Below are 19,835 nucleotides of genomic sequence, written 5' to 3' on the forward strand. Positions count from 1 at the left end.
GACGGTCGCCGTCGAGGCGGTGGGCGCCCGTCGGCCGGCGGCGACCGAGAAGTGGACCGGCGGCGAAGAAACCAGGCCTCGCCAGAAGGGAACGGCGGAAGCGGCGCCGACGCTTCAGAAGGGCTCCCAGTCCGGGGCCTTCGCCTCGCCAGTCAGCGATGCCGCGTCCCTGTGGCCGGCGTTCGTCGGTCGAGCGCCGTGACCGGGGGTTCACCGCGCCGGCACGTTGCCTGGGGCGGGCCAGGACACGCAGCCGGTGCTTCACCAGTACCGGGTGCGAAAGCGTAAACGCACACAGGCTCTCCCTGCAGGTGTGGGCGCAGCCCTCCCGCGGCCGCAGGCCGTGAGCAGGGCTTACGCGAAGGCGGTGACGGCCGGCTGGCCGCGCACCACACCCTCCCTGCCGACACGGCAAGTACGCGACATACACGGGCGATGTTACAGATCACCCATAAATCCGTGACTCTCACCTGCATCCTGCATTAATGGGCAAAATCCACTCTTAGACATCCCGCCACGTCGCGCCACCGCCACGAACGCTGCTCCGCGGCCCCGTCCCACCACCCAGCCGGCACCCGAAAGTGCGTAACAACCCTCCACGCCACCCACAACGACGGCAGCAGCAGCGCTACACGCTCTTCCGGCCCCGAAGAAGCGCCACTGGCCGTCAGGGGTGCCGTATGCACCTTCGCCGGCGACGGCGGTGCCCCTCCCCGTTCACGAAACCGCCGCGCGTTGCACCGGCGCACGCCGCTCCGCGTGTGACTGACGGCGAAACTCCGGCGGGCCGCGTCCCACGAACTCACCATGGTCCGAGCCAGTCGCAGGCCGGCGCACAGATGATCGGAGCGCTGGCGCTGATCGGTACGGGCCGGTCGTAACCGACGCATTCGACGAAGGGGCCTACGCAGCGCCAGATCTTTGCCCGACTCTCGTCGGGCATCCCTTTCCAGGGCGATTCCACGTCGGTGGATGTCGGAGTCCGCGCTGGCCAAGCCTCTGTTGAGCCTGGGCAAGGCAAGTGTGCTCCCGGTAGCACCCTCGGGCTTGAATCAACTTCCGATGCGCTCAATACGATCGAGGTTCTTCACGACGTCCCGGAGAGCGAGTGCCACTGCGGCTTCTGCCTCGGCCTCGGCTTCGAGCAGCTTCTTGGCCTGGAGCCACCCTTGATCATCGGGTACGTGCGGTGGCGCGAACATTCGGGCCCGACGAAGGCGGTTGCCTACCCCGTTGTCGAGCTCAATCGCCTCAAACTGCCGGAAGGCGTCGTGTAGCGCGACGTTCGCTGCCGAGGAGATCCACGGCAGGCCGGCCCTTTGCATCTGAGGCCGGACATCCTCGTCGAGGCGTCTCCAGCTCCGGACGATCAGTGTGATCCACTCGCTTCGCCGGCCTGTGTCAAAGACGGCTGCCCGGGCGGCGTCCCGCTCCTGGACGAACTGATCGATCTGGGCCGCCGTCTGCCGCCTTTCGTCGATGTCGCGCGGGCCGGTCTCGCTCAGTCGCAGGATCTGCAAAAGCTGCCTGTTTGCGGCGCGCCATTCCCCCACCCGGTCGTTCATGGTCCGTGCGTCGGCCCGTTTGATACCTGTCCACCAAGCGCCGAAAAACTCGTCGACTGCCGTCCTGGCCTGAGCGATGCTCTCCTCGCGCGCGGCAGCTTCCGCCTGGTCCTTCGACAGACGGGAGAGAACCAGGACGGCGAATGGGATGCCGAACATGAGGCCGGTGAAGCTGGACACCACGTTCGTGACGAACGCTCGGTTGTTCCACCACCCGTGCCCGTCGCCGTACCACCCGAGAGCCAAGAGGACGATCCCCGCGGGGAGACACGTGAATACGGCCCAACGGATCGAACCCGGCTTCCTTCTCCACCAGTTGCTGACTCTCTCGAACATCCCGCCCCCAAGACCTTTCGCTGTGCCACCTGGTGTGACGGTAGCGGGTGGCGCCGCTTCCGCGGGTTCAGGGCCCGCAACGGCATGTGCCTGGCGGCGTGGCCCGGAAGGGGTCAGCGGTTCGGGGAGAGGTGGCCAGCGAGCCCGGGAAGACGGCGTCGGGTACGAAGCGGGCGCGATGAGCATCCGCAGTCGACCGCGGTCAGCAAACGCGATCCGTACCACGGGCCGGCATGGGCCGCGGCGGGCAGGGCCTGGAACTCCGGCGTCTGCAGTAGGCGTATGTGCCGGCGTTCCAGGGACCAGCGCAAGAAGGTCACCACGGGGCATACCGCATGCCGCATGCCGCTGGTTGGCCAGGTGTCGAGGCGGAGCTGGGAAAACGTGGCAGGCGAGGCATCGTGTTCGTGGAGCCAGGCGATGAGACGGATGGCTGCCAGGGTCTCGCGGCGTACAACCTTGGCTTGTCCCGGTCCAGGGCTGTCAGGCAGGGGGCCGCAGACACGGCACTTCCGCTGCTCGGTTGACCCAGAGCGTCTCATCCCAGAGCTGCGGGCCGTAGCTACCTCGGCAGGAGCAGCCCGTATTCGCGGATCCGTGCGGCGGTGCCCTCCTCGACCTCGGCGAAGACGAAGACCTCGTCCAGCGAGCTGAATGAGCCAAGTTCCTGCCGAGCTGCCACGATCCGTTCGGCCAAAGACGGCTCGATGGAGCAGGCCGTGGCGATGGCATCGGCCGGCACGCTGTTGAGATCGATCAGACCACCGTCGTCGTACTCGCGCGGCAGGTCTGGACGACCGATGCGAAGGTCCTGGGCGAGAACAGGGTCGCTCTGCGCGAGGGCGCGAGCTTCATCCCGGCGCGCACGGGCGGCAAGGTGCGCTGCGACGACCGGATCCGCTGCCGCGGGATGAGTAGGCGGTGTCGGCCCCGCTTCCAGGCCGTAGACCTCGCGCCGGAGCGGGACCAGTTGGAAGCAGGCCGTCGCCATCAGGGCCAATGCCAGGAGGGCAAGGATCGTGCTCAACGCACGGCCGGCTGTACCAACCGCGTTCCCGTGCGCGTCGTGGGGAGTGATCGAGGAGAGCACAGCCACAACCATTGCGACGGCCGCGTAGATTCCCGCCCGGAGGCGCAGGTCCTTGCGACGCAGTCGGGCCGCCGCGTGAGCGAACGGTATAGCGCTGAAGAGCCCGGCCGATAGCAGCACTATCGCGATGTACCACGCGCCGGGACGGCGACTTCCGCGGTCGCGGCGAGCCGCCGAGGTACCGGTCACAGGGGCGTTGACTGCCGCGGCCGGGGTGGCCAGGCTCTGCTGCTTGCCGCTGCTGGTGCTGCTCGCGGTGTAGCGCAGGCCGGTCCCTGGAGCGGAGATGGTGGTCTGCACGCGCCCGTTGGCCCGCTTGGTTACCCGGACGCCCTTCACGCCGGCGGAGTAGCTGATCCCCGACTTGGAGGCCGTGACGCGAAACGGGCCCGCCTTGAAGCTCTTGCGGTAGGAGAAGCCCATGTTTTGCGCCCTTCTGACATTCCGTTTGGGGCGCATCCTTCCAGGCACCGACGATCACGCAGCAGGTCGTTGCCAAGTTGTGATGATCTTCCTGCCTAAGAGGGGATTTGACCAGCGCGGGGAGGGGGCCAGTGGGGCTGGCCGTTGGCCAGGCACGGGAAATCCGTAACAGTTGGCGACGGGGCCGATCAGCAGCTATCGGGAACCGACGGCGCTACAGGCCCATACCGACCGGCGGTTTCAGATGCCGAGACGGAGGCCGAGAGGGTAGCCCACGAGAGTGCTGACGGGTCGTTCGAGAAGACCGTCTGTGATGTCGTCGGGGTCCGGTGCCTGGGCGGCCAGAGCGGGAACGATCGCTCCGAGGGAAAGCAGTGCACTCACTGCTGCAACGGTCACAATGCGACGGACGGACAACACGGTGATTCCCTCTCGGTGGGCAGAGGCGCGGGACGTGTGGACAGGCAAGAGACTTCCCACCCACCAGGCCCGTGCACGCTCTACGTCACCCGTTCAAGGGACGACCACCCCCACCCACAAAGGGTCGACCTGGGCATTCAGACGTCCCCTGACGGGTGCCTCGTGTGCAGCTGGGGCCGGCTGCCGGTCAGGGGGCCGGCTCGTTCAGCTCGACCGTGAGCCCATGGGCGCCCGCGGCAAACGCCATGTTGATGTAGATGGCGACCAGATACCGGCGCCCGCACTCCTCATCGGTCAGCGGCCCGCACCAGTCGTACGGCTCCTCCACCAGCATCTCGGTCGCGCGTCGGGACCACATGGGTCGAGACCCGCCGCCTGTCAGGTGCTGATGCCCATCATCAGGTCGATGCGCTGAGGGAAGACCAGCTGCTCCGCACCGGCAACGGCATCGGCCCAGCCCTCCTCCGTCACTGTGGCGGCCATGGCGATGCGCAAGGTCATCAGTTCCTGCGTCACGAGCGCATAGGCGGCGGCGCGCGGCCTGTACCGGTGCGCTTCCTGCCAGGCCACCGCTGCAGCTACTGCGGCAGACAGCAGACCGGCCAGGTACCCACCGCTCATCAGCCCCGCGGCCTGCAGCACCGCCGTGAGCAGTGCGACAAGGGTCAGCCCGGCGCTCACTGCTGACCAACGTACGGAAGCCGTGTATGCACGAGCTGATGCCCTCCGGTACCACTCGGTTTGCTCCAGTAGCCGATCCCGCAGGTAGATTTCCCGGCGGGCCTCGAAGGGTTTGGCACGTACCGCACGCATAGCCGGGGTGATCAGCTCACTGCCAAAGGCGGTGGAGGTAGAGCGCGGGTCTTGCAACCCCCATACGCTCAGCTGCCTCAAGGCTTCTTCCACCCGATGGATGAACAGCGCATCAGGGTCGGCGACTCGGGAGTGGAATGACCCGCCATGCACCATGTACAGCCAGGCCGTCGACTTGACGGATTCGGCGGCAACTCGTTCGACGTGCCCGTCGGCACCAGGCCGCCCACGCAGGGCGCGTACGCCAATGACGAACGTCAGACCATAGAGAACCGCGGCAAGTACTGCTTGAACGCGGCTGTCCAGTCGTTCGGCGAGCACGGCCGTCACAGCGGCCAGCAGAAGAACCGTCAGGTGAAGGCGTTTGGCTCGCCAGAAATCTCCCTGCCGCGCCACTGCTTGATAATCAATCACGCGATAGATCAGGGGAAGATCACCGTCATCCAACATGCGATTGCCGATGGGACGGAAGGCGAGGGCAGCACGCACCCAGGACCAGAAGTCTCCCCTGGGGCTGGTGGAGTTACTGGCCATCGGGGCTCCTCCCGGGGTCTGCGGACGGGGGCGGTTCCTGCTCTCCCGGAGCGGGCTCGGGGGGAGGAGCTGGGACGGGGCCGGGGAGACTCGCGACCGTCCCGTCCAAGCCGATGGAGGGTTGTTCGGACGATGACGAGCCGGCGAGCTGCTGAATGATGAGGGGAGCAGCGATACCGAGAGTGACAGCAACGAGAGGGCCAGCTACTTGGCCACCGGCGCCATAGACAGCCGTGATGCCGATTGCCATGAAGAAACGCAGGGAGACCGCGAAAAGGTAGGGCTTGACCTGCGGTTTTTCATCCTTGATCCAGGGGAATCGCTCTTGCGAACGGTAGAGGTGCCACATCTCCCCGGCTTCGACCAGCCCGGCGCCCAGCGCCCCCCAAAGGCACGCCTGCCACCACGTCATGGAGTAGCATCCCTCCCCCGTGCGAAGCCGCGCAGCGCCGTGGGCGAACCCGACTTTCCGGCACGGGCGTTGTCCTCAAGGACGGTACCCGGGAGCCGTACACGTTGTTCCCGGATTGCCCGAAACCGATGCGGCCCTCACAACTGGTTGTGGCTGGTGGCCACGCGTCAACCATGCGACCAGGCAGGTCGCCCACTGGCGCGCTCACTCGCCAAACGCAAGGCTCAGCCACACGGTCCGGGGGCCGCCCTGCCAGGGGACAGGTCCACCAGCCACGAGCCCGGCAGCTTCGAGTCGAACACCGGCGTCCTGGCATCCGTCGGCGCCCCGGAGTGCCGCCGGCCTTCGGCGTCGGAATCGGAGGCGCGAGCAGGACGCAGGTGCACTCAAAGCCCTGCGCTGGACGGTCGATCCGCACCCGCGGCCCCAACTCCCGCTCCGTCAGCTTCCATCCGGCATGCGCCGGCTGCCTGACAACCTTGTGGCCCTCGGGGATCCGCTCGGCCAGACACTCCTCCTTCGTGAGCGTGACCGGCAGACCGTAATGCTCACGCGCTGCCCCCGTCAGGACGAGCAACGGATCGGCGTCCTTGGCCGGCCCCGACAATCCCGTCTGTCCGAGCTTCGCCTCCTTCTGCGTCCACTCCATCAGCACGGGAAGCCACTTCGTCGCTACCCCCGGAACCAGGCCACCAGCGCAGTACGCCAGCCCCTGGTCCCTCTGCATCGACGGCAACGACCGCCAGCGGACCGTTCTCGAAACGCGGATCGGCGCCGCCCGCCGGGGCATCGGGCCGCGGCCCCCGTCCGTACGCCCGGGCGGCGTGCGGCCAGGCGACTTTGGTTCGATCGTCTACTCCCCGCTCCCTGGGGGATTCCAGATTCAGCCCACCACTGGCAACCGCTCCGTGCCACGGTGTCCGCAGCAACTTCCGCACCGCCAAAGGGGGGCCCGTGCGCCGTATCGTCTCGGCTGTCGTTCTGCTCGCTGTCCTGCCTCTCGCCGCTTGCTCCGCAAGAACGGCCGCCGGGGCAGCTCCCGCTGTTACGGTGACGCGCACCATGCCGGCCTCGGTGTCGCCCACCTCCACGTCCCCATCCGTCAGCCCTGCGCCGACGTCCGTGGCGCCGGCGACGACGGCCGTGGTGCCCAAGACGGCGCCCCCGGCGGCTCCTCGGCCGCATCTGAGCAACGCCTCGGCGGTGGTCTCGCAGTACTACCAGGACATCACCGATCACGACTATGAGGCCGCTTGGGCGCTCGGCGGCTCGAACATCGCCGGGACGACCTATGGCCGGTGGGTGGCCGGGTTCGGCACCACCCAGAGCATCACCCTGGGCACGATCAGCGAATTCGGAGCCTCCCGCGTCCACGCCGTCCTGTATGCCACCCAGACCGACGGCACGCTCAAGACGTATGCCGGCGACTACACCGTGGCCGATGGCATCCTCGTCGGCGCCTCGATCCGCCAGGTCAGCTGACGCCAGGGGTGGCAGTCCCGTCAGTCTCCGCCGAGGGCGAGATGAAGTTCCCCCAGCATGCCGGCCCTCTGCTTGTGATCTGCAGCGCTGCGGACCAACGCCATGCCGCGGTCAGGAGGCTTTCCCCGCCACGCCCGGTGTCGGCCCGGCGGCGATGGAGAAGCCGAGGACGAGGCCGTTGGCGGCGGCGTGCGCCGAGGTGAGCGCGACGCCGTGGGGCAGTGCGGTGACGGCCACGGTCCTGGGGCCCAGTTCGTCGCGGAGTCCGGAGGTGCCCGGCAGGTCGGCGAGGTCCTGGACGGGCACGCTTCGGCCCAGGACACTCACCGTGGTGGGCGTGATGGTGAAGGCGTGCGCGGTCGTGGACAGGGTCGCCCGCACGGTGACGGGCAGGCCCAGGGGGCCGACGCTGCCTGCGAGGATCAGGTCGCCGTCCTGGCCGCCGGCGGTCAGGGCATTGCCCAGCGTGCCCAGGCGCCGGGTCACCTGGTCGTATCCGACGGTGGCGGTTGCGGTGCCGCCGGCGCTGTCGCCGTTCGTTGTGACGTCTTTCAGGTGGACGGTCACGTCCAGCACGGCGTGCCGGCGGTGTACGCCTTTCGCACGCACCTCGACGTCTCCGACCTCCCCTCCCAGGGTGCGCAGGCCCGCCAGGGGGGTGGTGAGGTCGGCGTGCACCGGGCCGTCCGGCTTGAGTCGGCGTGCGGCTTGGGTGACGACCCGCTCCTCGGTGCGGTGCTCGACCAGAAGGTCGGTCGCGCTGGTGAGCAGGGCGAGGGTCGCGGCGGTGGCGGCCAGGATGAGGCGGGTCTTTCCGCGCGGGTTCGGTCTCACGTGGTCACGGCTCCGGATCGGGCGGCGGGCGGTCAGGCGTGCAGGCGCGGGAGGACCCGGTCGAGCCGGCGGGGTATCCACCAGTTCGCCCGGCCGATGAGGAACATGGCGGACGGCACCAGGATCAGGCGCACCGCGGTGGCGTCGACGATCACGCTGATCGCCAGCCCCAGGGCGAGCATCTTCACGACCACGGTCGGTGAGGCGGTGAAGGACAGGAACACCGCGGTCATGATGAACGCGGCAGCGGAGATGACGCGGGCCGTCGCCGACAGCCCCTCCCCCACGGCGAGCCGGTTGTCGCCGGTGCGGTGCCAGGCCTCGGCGATCCGGGACAGCAGGAAGATCTCGTAGTCCATGGACAGCCCGAAGACGATCGCGAACATCATCATGGGCACGTACGACTCGATGGGCACCGGCTCCGAGAGTCCCAGCAGCCGGTCGCCCCATCCCCACTGGAAGACGGCGACGAGCACGCCGTAGGACGCGGCCGTGGTGCACAGGTTGAGCACGACGGCCTTGAGCGGGATCAGCAGGCTGCGGAAGACCGTCATGAGCAGCAGGAAGGCGAGGACCAGGACGATGCCGATGACGAGGGGCAGCCGTTCGCCGACCATGTCCCGGAAGTCGGCCTGGCCGGCCACGGTGCCGGTGAGGTAGGCCTTGGCGCCCGTGCCGTGCAGGGCCTTCGGCAGTGTCCGCCCGGAGAGGGTGGCGAGCAGGTCGCCGGTGGTGGCGTCCTGCGGGCCGGTCGTCGGGGTGAGCGTGGTGACGAGGATCTTCCCGTCGGCGCTCGCCTTGAGGGGGGTGAAGGCGGCCACGCCGTGGGTGGTTGTCAGGGCCGTGGTCACGTCGCGCGTGATCCGGTCGACGGGCGACTTCGCGCCGCTCACGTCGACGACGGTGACGATCGGGCCGTTCGCTCCCGCTCCGAAGCCCTGCCCGTCGCCGTTTGCGATCCAGTCGTAGGCGGTTCGGGTGCTGCTGCCGGGTCGGTCGGCACCGGCGTCGACGTGGCCGAGGCGCATGGACAGCAGGGGCAGGGAGCACACGCCGAGGACGGCGACACCGACGGCGAGGAACGCCCAGGGGCGCCGGGCGACGAGGTCCGCGTAGCGGTTTCGGCCGTCGCCGGCCGCCGCGCCCTCGGCGACCGGGCGGCGTAGCCGGAACCGGTCGATGCGCCTGCCCACCAGAGCCAGGGCCGCCGGCACGAGGGTGAGTGCCGCGGCGGCGGTGACGACGACGGCGCAGGTGGCCGCGAGGCCGATCTTGCCGATGAAGGTCAGCCCGCAGGCGTAGAGGCTGAGCATGGCGACGGCCACGGTCACAGCGGCGACGAGGACGGCGCGTCCGCTGGTGTGCGCGGTGCGGGCCGCGGCGTCGGCCGGGTCGCGCCCGTCGATGAGGTCCTGGCGGAAGCGTGTCGTCAGGAACAGGGCGTAGTCGATGCCGACGCCCAGGCCGATCATGCCGGCAAGGGTGGTGGCCGAGGTGGCGAAGGAGAGTGTGGCGGCGACGATGCCCACGATGCCGAGGCCGGCCCCGACACCGATCAGCGCGGTGATCAGTGGCAGCAGCGCGGCGAGGACACTGCCGAAGGCCAGCAGCAGGATGACGAGGGCGGTGACGACGCCTATGTCCTCGCTCAGCTTGTCGTCGGCCGGTGCACGCACCACCTGATCCAGATCGCCGCCGTAGGCCACGCCGAGCCCCGCCGCCCTGGCGGGGCCGGTCGCCTTGTCCAGTAGCCCGGTGTAGTGGTGGCCGAGGTTCTTCAGCTGCTCGTCGAAGGAGACGGCGGTGTACGCGGTGCGTCCGTCGGTGCTGGTGACGGGCGCGGAGACGGCGGTGACGTGCGGCAGATCGCGGAGGTCGGCCAGGGTTCGCGCGAGCGCGGAGTGCTGGTCGGCCACGGCGCCGGAGCCGGTGTGGAACACGACCTTGCCGCCCGGCCTGCCCGCCTCGGGCATCGAGGTGGCGAGGAGATCGGCGCCGGTGTGGGAGGCGGTGCCGGGCAGGCTGACCTGGTCGCTGAAGGTGGGCGCGGCGAGATGTCGTCCGGCCAGGGCGGCGACGAGGACCAGCAGCCAGGCGGCGATCACCGCTGCCGGGTGCCGGGCACAGAAGCCGCCGAGGCGGCCGAGTCCGCGGCGGTCCGCGGTCAAGTCCGTTGCCGGATGGGCGGTGGGGTGCGCCCCGCTCGGCGCGGGCGGGTGCTGCAGAGGTCGGGCCACCGAGGTCTCCAAGAAGAAAGTGTCACGAGTGACACGAACTCTAGGGAGAAGTGGCACGGATGACAATTGGCAGTTGTGCCATTTTTTGGTGCGGCGATCTCTGAGGCGGAGTGCCGCCTCAGGCCGTCACGGCGGGATGGGCTGGCGCGTCAGCCGTAGTGGTGGCATATGTGTCAATTGACAGTGGTGACACCCTGGCGGGAGGCTTCGACCATGCCCAGTGAGATCGCCCCCGCCGGACTGCGCGAACGCAAGAAGGAGGAGACGCGGCACCGCCTGCTGGAGGGGGCCGCGCGCCTGTTCAAGGAACGCGGCTTCGAGGCCACCACGGTCGCGGACATCGCCGCATACGCGAACGTGTCCGTGCGCACCTTCTTCCGCTACTTCGAGAGCAAGGAGGCGCTGCTGCTGCCGGACGGCGTCGAGATCTTCGCCTACGTCGAGAACGCCCTGGCCCGGCGTCCGGCGGACGAGGAACCTCTGGACGCGGTGTGCAACGCCCTACTGGAAGCGGCCGAGCCGTTCGCCGCCTCCACGCTGACCGCCCTCAGCCATCCGGTCCAAGGCATCGAGAACGTCGTCACGGCCCGGCTCGTCCAGGCCTTCTCCGACTTCGAGGAACGACTCGCCGTCCTGGTCGAGCGCAGACTGCCGCCCAACACGCCGGACGCCGACCTCACGGCCGCGGTGATCGCGTGCGCCGCCCTGTCCGCGGTGCGCGCCGTACTGCGCACGCGCAGGGCGCGCCGGGCGTCCGGTCTCACGGACACGGGCCCGGCTCCCCTGCTGCGGGCCTTCGGGATACTGCGCTCGATCGGCTCACCGGAACGGCCCTGACGGCGGGCGGCAAAGCCGGCGACCGCGGTGAAATCGGCACCGGCACGGCACGGCAGTACGCCAGCCTGTGACCAGGAGCGCGCACACCCCGGCGGCACCGCAACGGCACCAACTGCCCGCAGGCCGTCGTACACCGTAGTCAGCAGTCCCATCCGCGCGGCCGCCACCGCACTGGGAAGTGCCCTCGCAGGCAGACTCACCGCCTGGGCCGACGGACACCTGTGAGCCCGCACCGAAGGGCTGCCCGTCGGCAAAGCACGGCGAAGCTCCGTCACCACGCCCTGCGGCAGGTCGAGCAGCTCTGCCTCCAGCTTCGCGGTCCAGGCGGCAGGACCAGGCACTCGCGCTGGCCTCGACCGGTCCGTTGCAGTGGTGTACGACTCCGCTGCTTAAGGGTTGGGTGCGGATCTCTCCTCGCGGGACGCGTTGAGCTGCTCGTTGGGGTGACGGGGGCTTACCCGACTCTCTGCCGTGCTCCTCGCAGCAGCGACCGCCTACCGCGGCTCCCGCTTCACCGGCGCGTGAGCACGCGGAACTCGTTGCCGTCGGGGTCGGCCAGCAGCACTGCGCCGTCCCCGCCGTGGTCGGAGTCGAGACGCTTCGCTCCGAGGGAGAGCAGGCGCTCGACCTCCGCTTGCTGATCGTCGTCCGGTGCGAGGTCGAAGTGCAGGTCCTTGCCCGGATCCGGCATGAGCGGCGGACCACCCCACGTGATCTTCGTACCGCCGTTCGGTGACTGGATGGCGGTCTCCTCGTCCTGGTCCCAGACCAGCGGCCAGCCCAGCGCCTCGCTCCAGAAGTAGCCCACGGTCTGCGAACCATCGCAGGCAAGCGCTCCGATAAAGCCGCAGCCCGCGAGGAAATTGTTGTCCGGCTCGATGACACAGAACTCGTTGCCCTCGGGGTCGGCGAGTACCACATGGGACGCGTCCGGTCCCTGACCGACGTCAGCGTGCCGCGCACCGAAGGCGAGCGCCCTGGCCACGGTCTCCTGCTGGTCCTCCAGGGAGGAGCTCGTCAGGTCGAAGTGCAGCCGGTTCTGGGCGGCCTTCTGCGTTCGGGAGGGACGGAAGCCGAGGCGGTAGCCGGCGTCATTCCCGGACAGCAGGGCGACGCCGTCGTAAGAATCGTCGACTCTCTTCAAGCCCATGACGCCGGACCAAAAATGCGCCAGGCGCTCGGGCTGGTGCGCGTCGAAGGAGATTGCGAAGAGTCGGCTGCTCATTGCGCCACGCACCTCGGTCCGTTGAGTGCCAACGGTCGGCAGGGCGCCGTGTCAGCGCCTTGAACGAGGATCCTATGAGCGGGGCAGCCTCAGTTGCAGCCGAGTATTCCGCGGCCCCGGAGCCGGAGCTGCACCCTTCGGTGGCTGAGGCGGGTGAGTCTGCTGGTCCGGGGCGCGAACGAGGGTTGGCCGGGTTCCAGTGGGCGTCGAGGCGGATGACGTTGACGGCGGTGGCGGAGAAGGCGTGTTGGAGACGGACCTTGGGCAGGCCGCGGTATGCAGTCCCTGCGCAGGCCGGTGACGTCGAGGGCTTGGTTGATGGTGCCCTCGATACCGGCGCGAAGTGCGTACCTGGTCTTCCAGGTCTTGGTGGTCCGCTCGGCCCGGGCACTGGCCAGGGTCTGGTGGAGTTCCTGGGCGGCGTCGACGGCGAGCAGCCGACGGCCACCCCGCTCGAATACCACGGGGTGCGCTGACGAACGAGACTCGTCGGCGGGCAGGCCTACGGCTGCGAGTCCTCGGTCGGTCTCGGAGGGCTCAGGACTGCTTGGCGGGTAGGCCGAAGCAGGACTGTGCCACACGGCCAGGCCGAGGCCGTGTGAACGGATGGCACTGCGGATCCGCGCGGATGTCCGGGCATGCAAGCACGAGTCGCTGATCCCTCGACTCACTGCGCCATCGTGCATACCTCATCCTGACCAGCCTCCACGATGGAGACACGCCGGATACGAGTTCTGCAAATGAGAGCGGCCGGACCGCGCGCAACAGGCTGTTCCGCTGGCGGACATGCTGCATGGCGCGGACGGTCGGCGAGACTGCCCTCGACTTGCCGGATGCGCACCGTTCCCCGCCCGCCGCTCGCCGGGCTGCCGGGGAGGCCGGCGAACGGCCTGCCTCCCCATGAGCCTGCGCCTTCGGGCGCTGACGTCATCGCGAGGTGAAGTGCCGCGCGCGATGAGTGTGGTGCGGGCGTTCAGCCGCCCGCCGTCACACGCTCTCGTCGTTCACGAGCAGGATCTTGCCGAGGTGGCCGCCGGCTTCCATGAGGCGGTGCCCTTCGGCTGCGTCGGCCATGGGGACGGTCTGGTCGATGACCAGTTTCACGGTGCCGTTCTCGATCATGGGCCAGACGTTCTTCTGGACCTCCGCCACGATCTCGGCCTTGTGCTCCTTGGAGCGGGTTCGCAGGGTGGTGCCGTGCACGGAGGCCCGCTTGAACACGATCTCGGCGAGGTTGAGCTGCCCCTCGAGGCCCTTCTGCAGGCCGATGACGACCAGCCGGCCGTCGGCTGCCAGGGAGCGGACGTTGCGCTCCAGGTAGTCGCCGCCTACGACGTCGAGGATCACGTCGTAGGGACCGTGCTCGGTGAAGTCCTCGGTGCGGTAGTCGATCGCCACATCGGCGCCCAGTTCTCGGGCCTGGGCGGCCTTCTCCGCTCCGCCGACCGTCGTGACGACGCGGGCGCCCAGGGCCTTGGCGATCTGGATCGCCATCGTGCCGACACCGCCGGCGCCGCCGTGCACCAGGAGCGTCTCGCCCGCCTTCAGGCCCGCGGTCATGACGATGTTCGACCAGACCGTGGCAGTGACCTCGGGGAGGCCCGCCGCTTCCGTCAGTCCGATTCCCTTGGGGATCGTGAGGAGCTGTCCGGCGGGAACGGCGACCTTCTGCGCGTAGCCGCCTCCGGTCAGCAGGGCACAGACCTCGTCTCCCACCTGCCAGCCGGTGACTCCCTCGCCGATGGCGCTGATGCGACCGGAGACCTCCAGCCCCGGATACGGCGACCAGCCGGGCTGCAGCGGGTAGAGCCCCCAGCGCTGCATGACGTCCGCCCGGTTCAGAGCGCTGGCCACCACATCGATGACCACCTCACCGGCGCCGGGCGTCGGGTCTTCGACCTCGACCCACTGCAGAACCTCAGGACCACCGTGCTCCGTGATCGATACAGCCTTCACGACAACTCCGTTCCCACAACTAACTACGGCGCATGGGCTCTTGCGGGGGTCTTGGGTGCCGGGCGCGCGCAGTATTGCTGCTGGTCGGCCAATGCCGAGCGCACCGCGAACACGATACCGAGAAAGGGCAGGAAGGCCCGTTTCTGTCCGCATACACCCGAGAGCCTGATGTTTACAGCGCATACATTACGCCGTCGGAGTGTGCAGTGTCAACATTTGGGGTCCGCCGCCCTCCACGACACCCCGCGCAGGACCCTGCGCCAACCAGACCGGCCACGTCTGTACGACGACTTTGCAGATGGCAGGCGAGGTACCCCGCTTTCCCCCTTCAGATGCGACACGCTCCTGCGCTCCGGGTTGGGCAGCCGTCCAACTCCCCAGGAGCAGGAGTGCAATTGGAGAACCGGGGCCGACATGCTGCGACCACTGCAGGTGCGAGCCCGTTTCCATGACGTTATTCGCTGCCCCTGCCGGTGTCTCGTACGTGCCACTTGGCGCAACAGGAGGCCCCTGGAGGGCCTCGCCGAGGAGCACCATTCGGTCCGCAAGGTCCGAGCGGGTGCACGCGACAGAGTTCGAGGTGAGTCTGTGCATGGATGCGAGACCAGTCGCCGGCTGGACGGCCGCGTAAGAACTCTGAGCCGGAACTCGGCCCAGCGAGCTCCGGCTGCCTGAGCGGGCAGGCCGTTGAGGCGACCCGCAGCGCTGCTTGGCCGGCCGCAGATGTCGCCCGCACCGGTCTTCTTCCTCTGTCGGCCCCAGACGCTGTTGCGGGAGCTCGCCCTCGACCTGGAGGAGGGCGCCGACATGGTCATGGTCAAGCCGGCCAGCCCCTACCTCGACGTGCTCGCCAAGGTCGCCGACTCGGTCGACGTGCCCGTCGCCGCCTACCAGATCAGCGGCGAGTACGCGATGGTGAGGCCGCCGCCGAGAAGGGCTGGTCCGGTCAGGCGCCGGAAGTGGCGGTCGTTGACGATGCGCCCGTAGTCGGCGCTGGTCCGGGGGTTGTTGCCGAACATGTGCTGGATGGCTCTGGGCAGTGCGGCGATCAGGGAGTCCCGGGCGGCCCGGGTGACCAGGACGTAGTCGGGTGCGACGCAGGTCTGGCCGGCGTTGGTGAACTTGCCCCAGGCCAGACGGCGCGCGGTGACGGCCATGTCGGCCGTCTCGTCGATGAAGACGGGTGATTTGCCGCCGAGTTCGAGGGTGACGGGGGTCAGGTTCTTCGCCGCGGCGGCGGCCACGATGCGCCCGACCGTGCCGTTGCCGGTGTAGAAGATGTGGTCGAAGCGCTGCGCGAGCAGCGTGGTGGTCTCCTCGGCCGCCCCCTCGACGACAGCGACGGCCTCCAGGTAGCGGGGCAGGAGGTCGGTGAGCAGAGAATCGTGGCGGGGGCCAGTGCGCTGGGTTTGACGACGGCCCGTTGTCGGCGGCCAGTGCGCCGACCAGCGGGTTCAGCGTGAGCGTCAGCGGATAGTTCCAGGGCGCGATGATCAGGCAGACGCCCAGGGGTTCGGGGTGGATCCGGGCTGTTGCCGGCTTCAGGTTCATGGGCACGGCGACCCGCCGCGGTCCCATCCAGCGATCCAGGTGACGCAGGGCGTCTTCGACCTCTGCCAGGACTCCACCGATCTCGGTGAGGTGGGATTCGGTACGCCCCTTGCGCAGGTCGTCGTAGAGCGCTTCCTCGATGTCCGAGGTGTGGTCCAGCAGAAGGCGTCGCAGGGCGCCGAGCCGGCGTCGCCGCCCGAGGGCCGGCCGGGTGATGCCCGAGTCGAAGGTGGCCCGCAGTCGCACGACGATCTCCGGGATGTCCCGGTTCTGCTGTTTGACGGGTGCGGCGGTGCCGTTGCGGCTAGCGTCCCGCCGCCGCGTTCACGTCGGCGACGAGGCGCTCGGCGAGGCGCTCGGAAGACGGGGGGTTCTGGCCGGTATAGAGGTTGCGGTCGACGACCACATACGGACGCAGCGGCAGACGGGCCTTGGAGTACTCAGCCCCGCTCTCCCGCAACCGGTCCTCCAGCAGCCACACCGCCTTGCGGCCGAAGCTGTTGAACTTCTCCTCCAGGTTCGAAAGACCCGTCATCCGGTACCCGGTGAACGGCCACGATCCGTCCTCGTTCTGCGCCGCAAACGCCGCCGCCGGCGCATGGCACAGCAACGCCAGAGGCTTGCCCGAACGCAACACACGCGTGATCAGCGCACCCGAGTCGGGGTCGACCGACAGGTCCTCCATCGGCCCGTGGCCACCCGGATAGAACACGACATCGAAATCGTCCGGATCCATCTCCGCCAGCACCCGCGGACTGTCCAGCTCGGCCTGGATCGACTTCAGATACGCATCCACCTCACGCAGCTTAGAAGGCCACCCCGCCGTCCGCCCCATGCTCAGCTGGTCCAGCGTCGGCACTTTCCCACCCGGCGTCGCGATCGTGATCTCCCACCCCGCCTCGGTGAAGATCTTGTGCGGCATCGCCAGCTCCTCACCCCAGAACCCCGACGGATGCACCTCCCCATCCCGCAACGTCCAACGATCCGCCGCAGAGACAACGAACAACACCTTGGTCATGACGACCCTTCCTCCTGCCGGAACGGCTCCACTGCGGACACAGTGGGCGTATCAACCGAGATCTGGCGTGAGTGGCCCGGAATCATCATCTCCCCGGAACAAGGCCCGGGTGACCGGTCGCCCGGAGAACTCACGCCGCCTACCCATGACACAGTACGCCATGTGTGACACAGACTGCCAAGTTTGGCACTGATAACCTGGTGACATGAGGGAGACCACCACACCCGGCCTGCGCATCAAGACCCGCCAGGCCGTCACCGAATCACTGGCCGACACAGCCCTCGAGCTCTTCGACACCACCGGATTCGACCAGGTCACCGTCGCCGATATCGTCGCGGCGGCCGGTATCTCCCAGCGCAGCTTCTTCCGCTACTTCAGCAACAAGGAGGACGTGGTCTTCGGTGACCGCATCCCCTCTGCCGAAGAGGTCCGGGGCGAGTTGCTCCGGCACCTCGACGGAAACCACGTTTGGGGCGCCCTGCGTGCCACGTTCCGAACGGCAGCGCTCCAGATGGACGCCGACGGGGGGCGCTGGAAGCGGGCCACGCGCGTCATCTGCCATACGCCCGGCCTCCGCGCGCGCTACCTGGAGAAGCACCTCGCCTGGTCCGACGCCCTCGTGCCCGAGATCGCGTCCCGGATCGCCCCCGAGGGCCCCGACAGCGAACTCAGGGCCCAGACGATGATCAACACCGCACTGGGCTGCTTCGACGTCGCCCTCATGCGCTGGTCCGAGGGCAGCGCGGACCTCTCCCTCGCGGCTCTTGTGGACGAGGTGTTCGGGTTCGTCCAGTTCCCCCACGCGTGAGCGACCCCTCCTCCGAAGCACTACGCTCCCGAGCCGGCACGGGTTGCGGTTCCGCCTGTCTCTGCGGGGCCGGGTTCCGAGTCGCGGCGCTGCCGCAGCACGGCCGCGAGCATGGCGATGAGGGCGCCGCCGACCGCCCAGGCCGACAGCACCAGCAGCGAGGACGTCATGTCGTTGCCGTCGAAGTAGGGGATCGAGCGGGCCGCCCATGTGCCCGCCCCTGGCGGGAGGGCCCGCCCGATCGCATGCCAGAACGGGGGCAGCATGGGCGGGGGCAGAGCGCCTCCGGCACTCGGATTTCCCGCGATCACGATCGGCAGGCTCGCCAGGCCGACGCCCATGATGCCGAAGAGTTCCCGGAAGGCGAGCGTGGTGGCGCCGACCGCGAAGGTCAAGGCACACAGGTAAGCGCCGACGCACCAGCCGACGACGACGTAGAACGACGACAGACTGTTGAAGTCGTGGCGGGAGGACGGGGCCACGTCGACCGTACGGACGCTTCGCCCCTGCGCCTCTTCCAGGGTGGCGGTCAGCGCCCCCAGTGCGGCTGGCAGGGTTCTGCCGCCACCGGTTGCCACCAGGAGCGTGTCGGTGGTCCCGGCAGGGTGCACCAGGAGCGCAGCCTCGATGTCCCGGTTCATGATCTGTGCCCGCGCCGTCGTCTCATCGGGCAGCGCGCGGGGGTCCTGAAGTGAGCCGGGCAGCTCGTCCAGGCGGTTCACCGGCTGCTCGGCCAGGGCCCGCAGCGCCACGACACCGAAGGCGGCGTCCTTGAGGCGGGGTTCGTGCAAGCGCGCCCACAAAAGAAGCGATGAACAGCAGCTGCAGGGCGATCACGCCGATGACCAGGCTCGTGGCCCGTCAGGTGACCGCGTCCCTCACCTCGGACAAGGCGCGCTCACGCAGGCTGGAGACACCCGAACGGATACCGGCACAGACGTTCTGGCGTCAGGCCTCCCTGGCGGGCAAGAGACGACCGAACAGCACCACGAGAGGTTTTGACACCTCGGAGCCTGCGGCCGGGTTGCGGAGGATGAATGCGGCGCGAACGATGGGACCCGGGCATGGACGCCTGAGGCGGGGGATCAGCAGTCGCGGCCGGCGACGCCGCGGGAATCAGGGCACTTGGGTGCTCGTGACCATGGAGTCGACATGACTGAGCTTCCTCCTCCGATCACGCCCTACCTCGAGCCGGCCGCGAAGGAGCTGTGTGAGGCGACCGATCCGCATCCCCGGATCTACGAGGTGCCGCCCGAGAAGGGCCGTGACATCCTCCTGGGCCTGCAGAGCGACGCGAGTGTGCCGCGTCCGGAGGTCGACGAGGAGTGGGTGGAGGTGGACGCCGGACAGTGGGGCACCGTCCGCACCCGCATCATCCGCCCCAAGGGAGCCACCGGAGCGCTGCCCGTCGCCTTCTACATCCACGGCGCCGGCTGGGTCTTCGGCGACGACAAGACCCACGACCGCCTCTTCCGCGAACTGGCCGTCGGGGCCGGCGCCGCCGGCGTCTTCCCCGTCTACGACCGCGCACCGGAGGCGAAGTACCCCACGCAGGTCGAGCAGAACTACGCCGTGGGCCAGTGGGTCATGCAACACGGCGCTGACCACGGCCTGGACACCTCCCGCATCGCCGTCACCGGCGAATCGGTCGGAGGCTGCATGTCCGCGGTCTTCGCGCTGATGAACAAGGAACGCGGCGGCATCGACCTCAAGGCCCAGTGCCTGCTCTACCCGGTGACCAACGCCGACTTCGACACCCCCTCCTACCTGCAGTTCGCCGAGGGCTACTACCTCACCCGCGACGGCATGAAGTGGTTCTGGGACGCCTACACCACCGACCCCGCCCAGCGCGCCGAACACCACGCCTCCCCCCTGCAGGCCACCCTCGACCAGCTCAGGGGCCTGCCCACCACCCTGGTCATCACCGACGAGGCCGACGTCCTGCGCGACGAGGGCGAGCAGTACGCCAACAAGCTCCGCGAAGCCGGCGTCGACGTCACCTCCGTCCGCGTCGCCGGCATGGTCCACGACTTCCTCCTCCTCGACAGCCTCCGCGACACCCGCGCCGCCAACGTCGCCCGCAAACTCGCCATCGACTTCCTCCACACCGCACTCCACAACACCTGACACACCCCGTGCTTCTCTGCGCATGAACCACGAAGCCGGGCCTGCCGACGCCGTGATGGCGTCGGCAGGCCCGGGCTGCGTTTCGGCAGGGCTGCCGGTGCCAACCACCCGTTTTGCGAGGTACCCCACACACCTCGATGTTTACGATGCATACATCATTGCCCTAA

The 19,835-nt window shown here is 68.7% G+C and carries 12 protein-coding genes and 6 pseudogenes; 5 read left to right on the plus strand and 13 right to left on the minus strand.

The features are described from left to right. Window positions 1-1,052 precede the first annotated feature (1,052 nt). From AB0D93_RS36520 to AB0D93_RS36540, 5 genes and pseudogenes are all read right to left on the minus strand, one after another. Window positions 1,053-1,901, minus strand: a complete 849-nt coding sequence (locus AB0D93_RS36520; protein WP_362129375.1) for a hypothetical protein — start codon at window positions 1,899-1,901, stop codon at window positions 1,053-1,055. 562 nt (window positions 1,902-2,463) lie between these two features. Then, window positions 2,464-3,414 (minus strand): DUF4236 domain-containing protein, encoded by a 951-nt coding sequence (locus AB0D93_RS36525; RefSeq protein WP_362129378.1) that lies wholly within the window; start codon window positions 3,412-3,414, stop codon window positions 2,464-2,466. A 625-nt stretch (window positions 3,415-4,039) separates the two neighbouring features. After that, a pseudogene (locus AB0D93_RS36530) lies at window positions 4,040-4,171 on the minus strand (telomere-binding protein TapR2); the annotation flags it as partial. A 41-nt stretch (window positions 4,172-4,212) separates the two neighbouring features. Next, entirely contained in the window at window positions 4,213-5,181 is a 969-nt protein-coding gene (locus AB0D93_RS36535) for a DUF4231 domain-containing protein (protein WP_362129381.1), read from the minus strand. A 779-nt stretch (window positions 5,182-5,960) separates the two neighbouring features. After that, window positions 5,961-6,381 (minus strand): annotated as a pseudogene (locus AB0D93_RS36540) (transcriptional regulator); the annotation flags it as partial. Between the two features lie 262 nt (window positions 6,382-6,643). Here AB0D93_RS36540 and AB0D93_RS36545 point away from each other — a divergent pair. Continuing rightward, window positions 6,644-7,075, plus strand: a complete 432-nt coding sequence (locus AB0D93_RS36545; RefSeq protein ID WP_362129384.1) for a hypothetical protein — start codon at window positions 6,644-6,646, stop codon at window positions 7,073-7,075. A 111-nt stretch (window positions 7,076-7,186) separates the two neighbouring features. On the opposite strand, the gene AB0D93_RS36550 is transcribed toward AB0D93_RS36545, so the two are convergent. Together AB0D93_RS36550 and AB0D93_RS36555 are read right to left on the minus strand one after the other, a co-directional pair. Continuing rightward, window positions 7,187-7,909 (minus strand): hypothetical protein, encoded by a 723-nt coding sequence (locus tag AB0D93_RS36550; protein ID WP_362129386.1) that lies wholly within the window; start codon window positions 7,907-7,909, stop codon window positions 7,187-7,189. A gap of 32 nt (window positions 7,910-7,941) precedes the next feature. Next, a complete protein-coding gene (locus AB0D93_RS36555) occupies window positions 7,942-10,146 on the minus strand; it encodes an MMPL family transporter (protein WP_362129389.1) in 2,205 nt (734 codons plus the stop codon). A 213-nt stretch (window positions 10,147-10,359) separates the two neighbouring features. On the opposite strand from AB0D93_RS36555, the gene AB0D93_RS36560 reads away from it, so the two are divergent. Beyond that, window positions 10,360-10,983, plus strand: coding sequence for a TetR family transcriptional regulator (locus AB0D93_RS36560; RefSeq protein WP_362129392.1), 624 nt, complete (start codon window positions 10,360-10,362; stop codon window positions 10,981-10,983). A gap of 511 nt (window positions 10,984-11,494) precedes the next feature. Here AB0D93_RS36560 and AB0D93_RS36565 read toward each other — a convergent pair. Beyond that, window positions 11,495-12,208 (minus strand): VOC family protein, encoded by a 714-nt coding sequence (locus AB0D93_RS36565; RefSeq protein ID WP_362129395.1) that lies wholly within the window; start codon window positions 12,206-12,208, stop codon window positions 11,495-11,497. 987 nt (window positions 12,209-13,195) lie between these two features. Next, entirely contained in the window at window positions 13,196-14,164 is a 969-nt protein-coding gene (locus tag AB0D93_RS36570) for an NAD(P)H-quinone oxidoreductase (protein WP_362129398.1), read from the minus strand. Window positions 14,165-14,932: 768 nt separating this feature from the next. Between AB0D93_RS36570 and AB0D93_RS36575 the strand changes: the two are divergent. Further along, window positions 14,933-15,138 (plus strand): annotated as a pseudogene (locus AB0D93_RS36575) (porphobilinogen synthase); the annotation flags it as partial. Between the two features lie 33 nt (window positions 15,139-15,171). Here AB0D93_RS36575 and AB0D93_RS36580 read toward each other — a convergent pair. The 3 genes and pseudogenes from AB0D93_RS36580 to AB0D93_RS36590 all read right to left on the minus strand — a co-directional run. Continuing rightward, a pseudogene (locus AB0D93_RS36580) lies at window positions 15,172-15,543 on the minus strand (aldehyde dehydrogenase family protein); the annotation flags it as partial. A 100-nt stretch (window positions 15,544-15,643) separates the two neighbouring features. Continuing rightward, window positions 15,644-15,961 (minus strand): annotated as a pseudogene (locus AB0D93_RS36585) (aldehyde dehydrogenase family protein); the annotation flags it as partial. Between the two features lie 58 nt (window positions 15,962-16,019). Then, a complete protein-coding gene (locus tag AB0D93_RS36590; protein ID WP_359592555.1) occupies window positions 16,020-16,733 on the minus strand; it encodes a type 1 glutamine amidotransferase domain-containing protein in 714 nt (237 codons plus the stop codon). 205 nt (window positions 16,734-16,938) lie between these two features. Here AB0D93_RS36590 and AB0D93_RS36595 point away from each other — a divergent pair, with 205 nt between their 5' ends. After that, entirely contained in the window at window positions 16,939-17,541 is a 603-nt protein-coding gene (locus AB0D93_RS36595; protein WP_362129401.1) for a TetR family transcriptional regulator, read from the plus strand. Between the two features lie 20 nt (window positions 17,542-17,561). On the opposite strand, the pseudogene AB0D93_RS36600 reads toward AB0D93_RS36595, so the two are convergent. After that, window positions 17,562-18,390, minus strand: a pseudogene (locus AB0D93_RS36600) (DUF3533 domain-containing protein). 303 nt (window positions 18,391-18,693) lie between these two features. Between AB0D93_RS36600 and AB0D93_RS36605 the strand changes: the two are divergent. Beyond that, window positions 18,694-19,668, plus strand: a complete 975-nt coding sequence (locus AB0D93_RS36605) for an alpha/beta hydrolase (protein WP_362129404.1) — start codon at window positions 18,694-18,696, stop codon at window positions 19,666-19,668. The last annotated feature ends 167 nt before the right edge of the window (window positions 19,669-19,835 follow it).

It is taken from the genome of Streptomyces sp. NPDC048191, assembly GCF_040652655.1.
GTDB lineage: Bacteria > Actinomycetota > Actinomycetes > Streptomycetales > Streptomycetaceae > Streptomyces.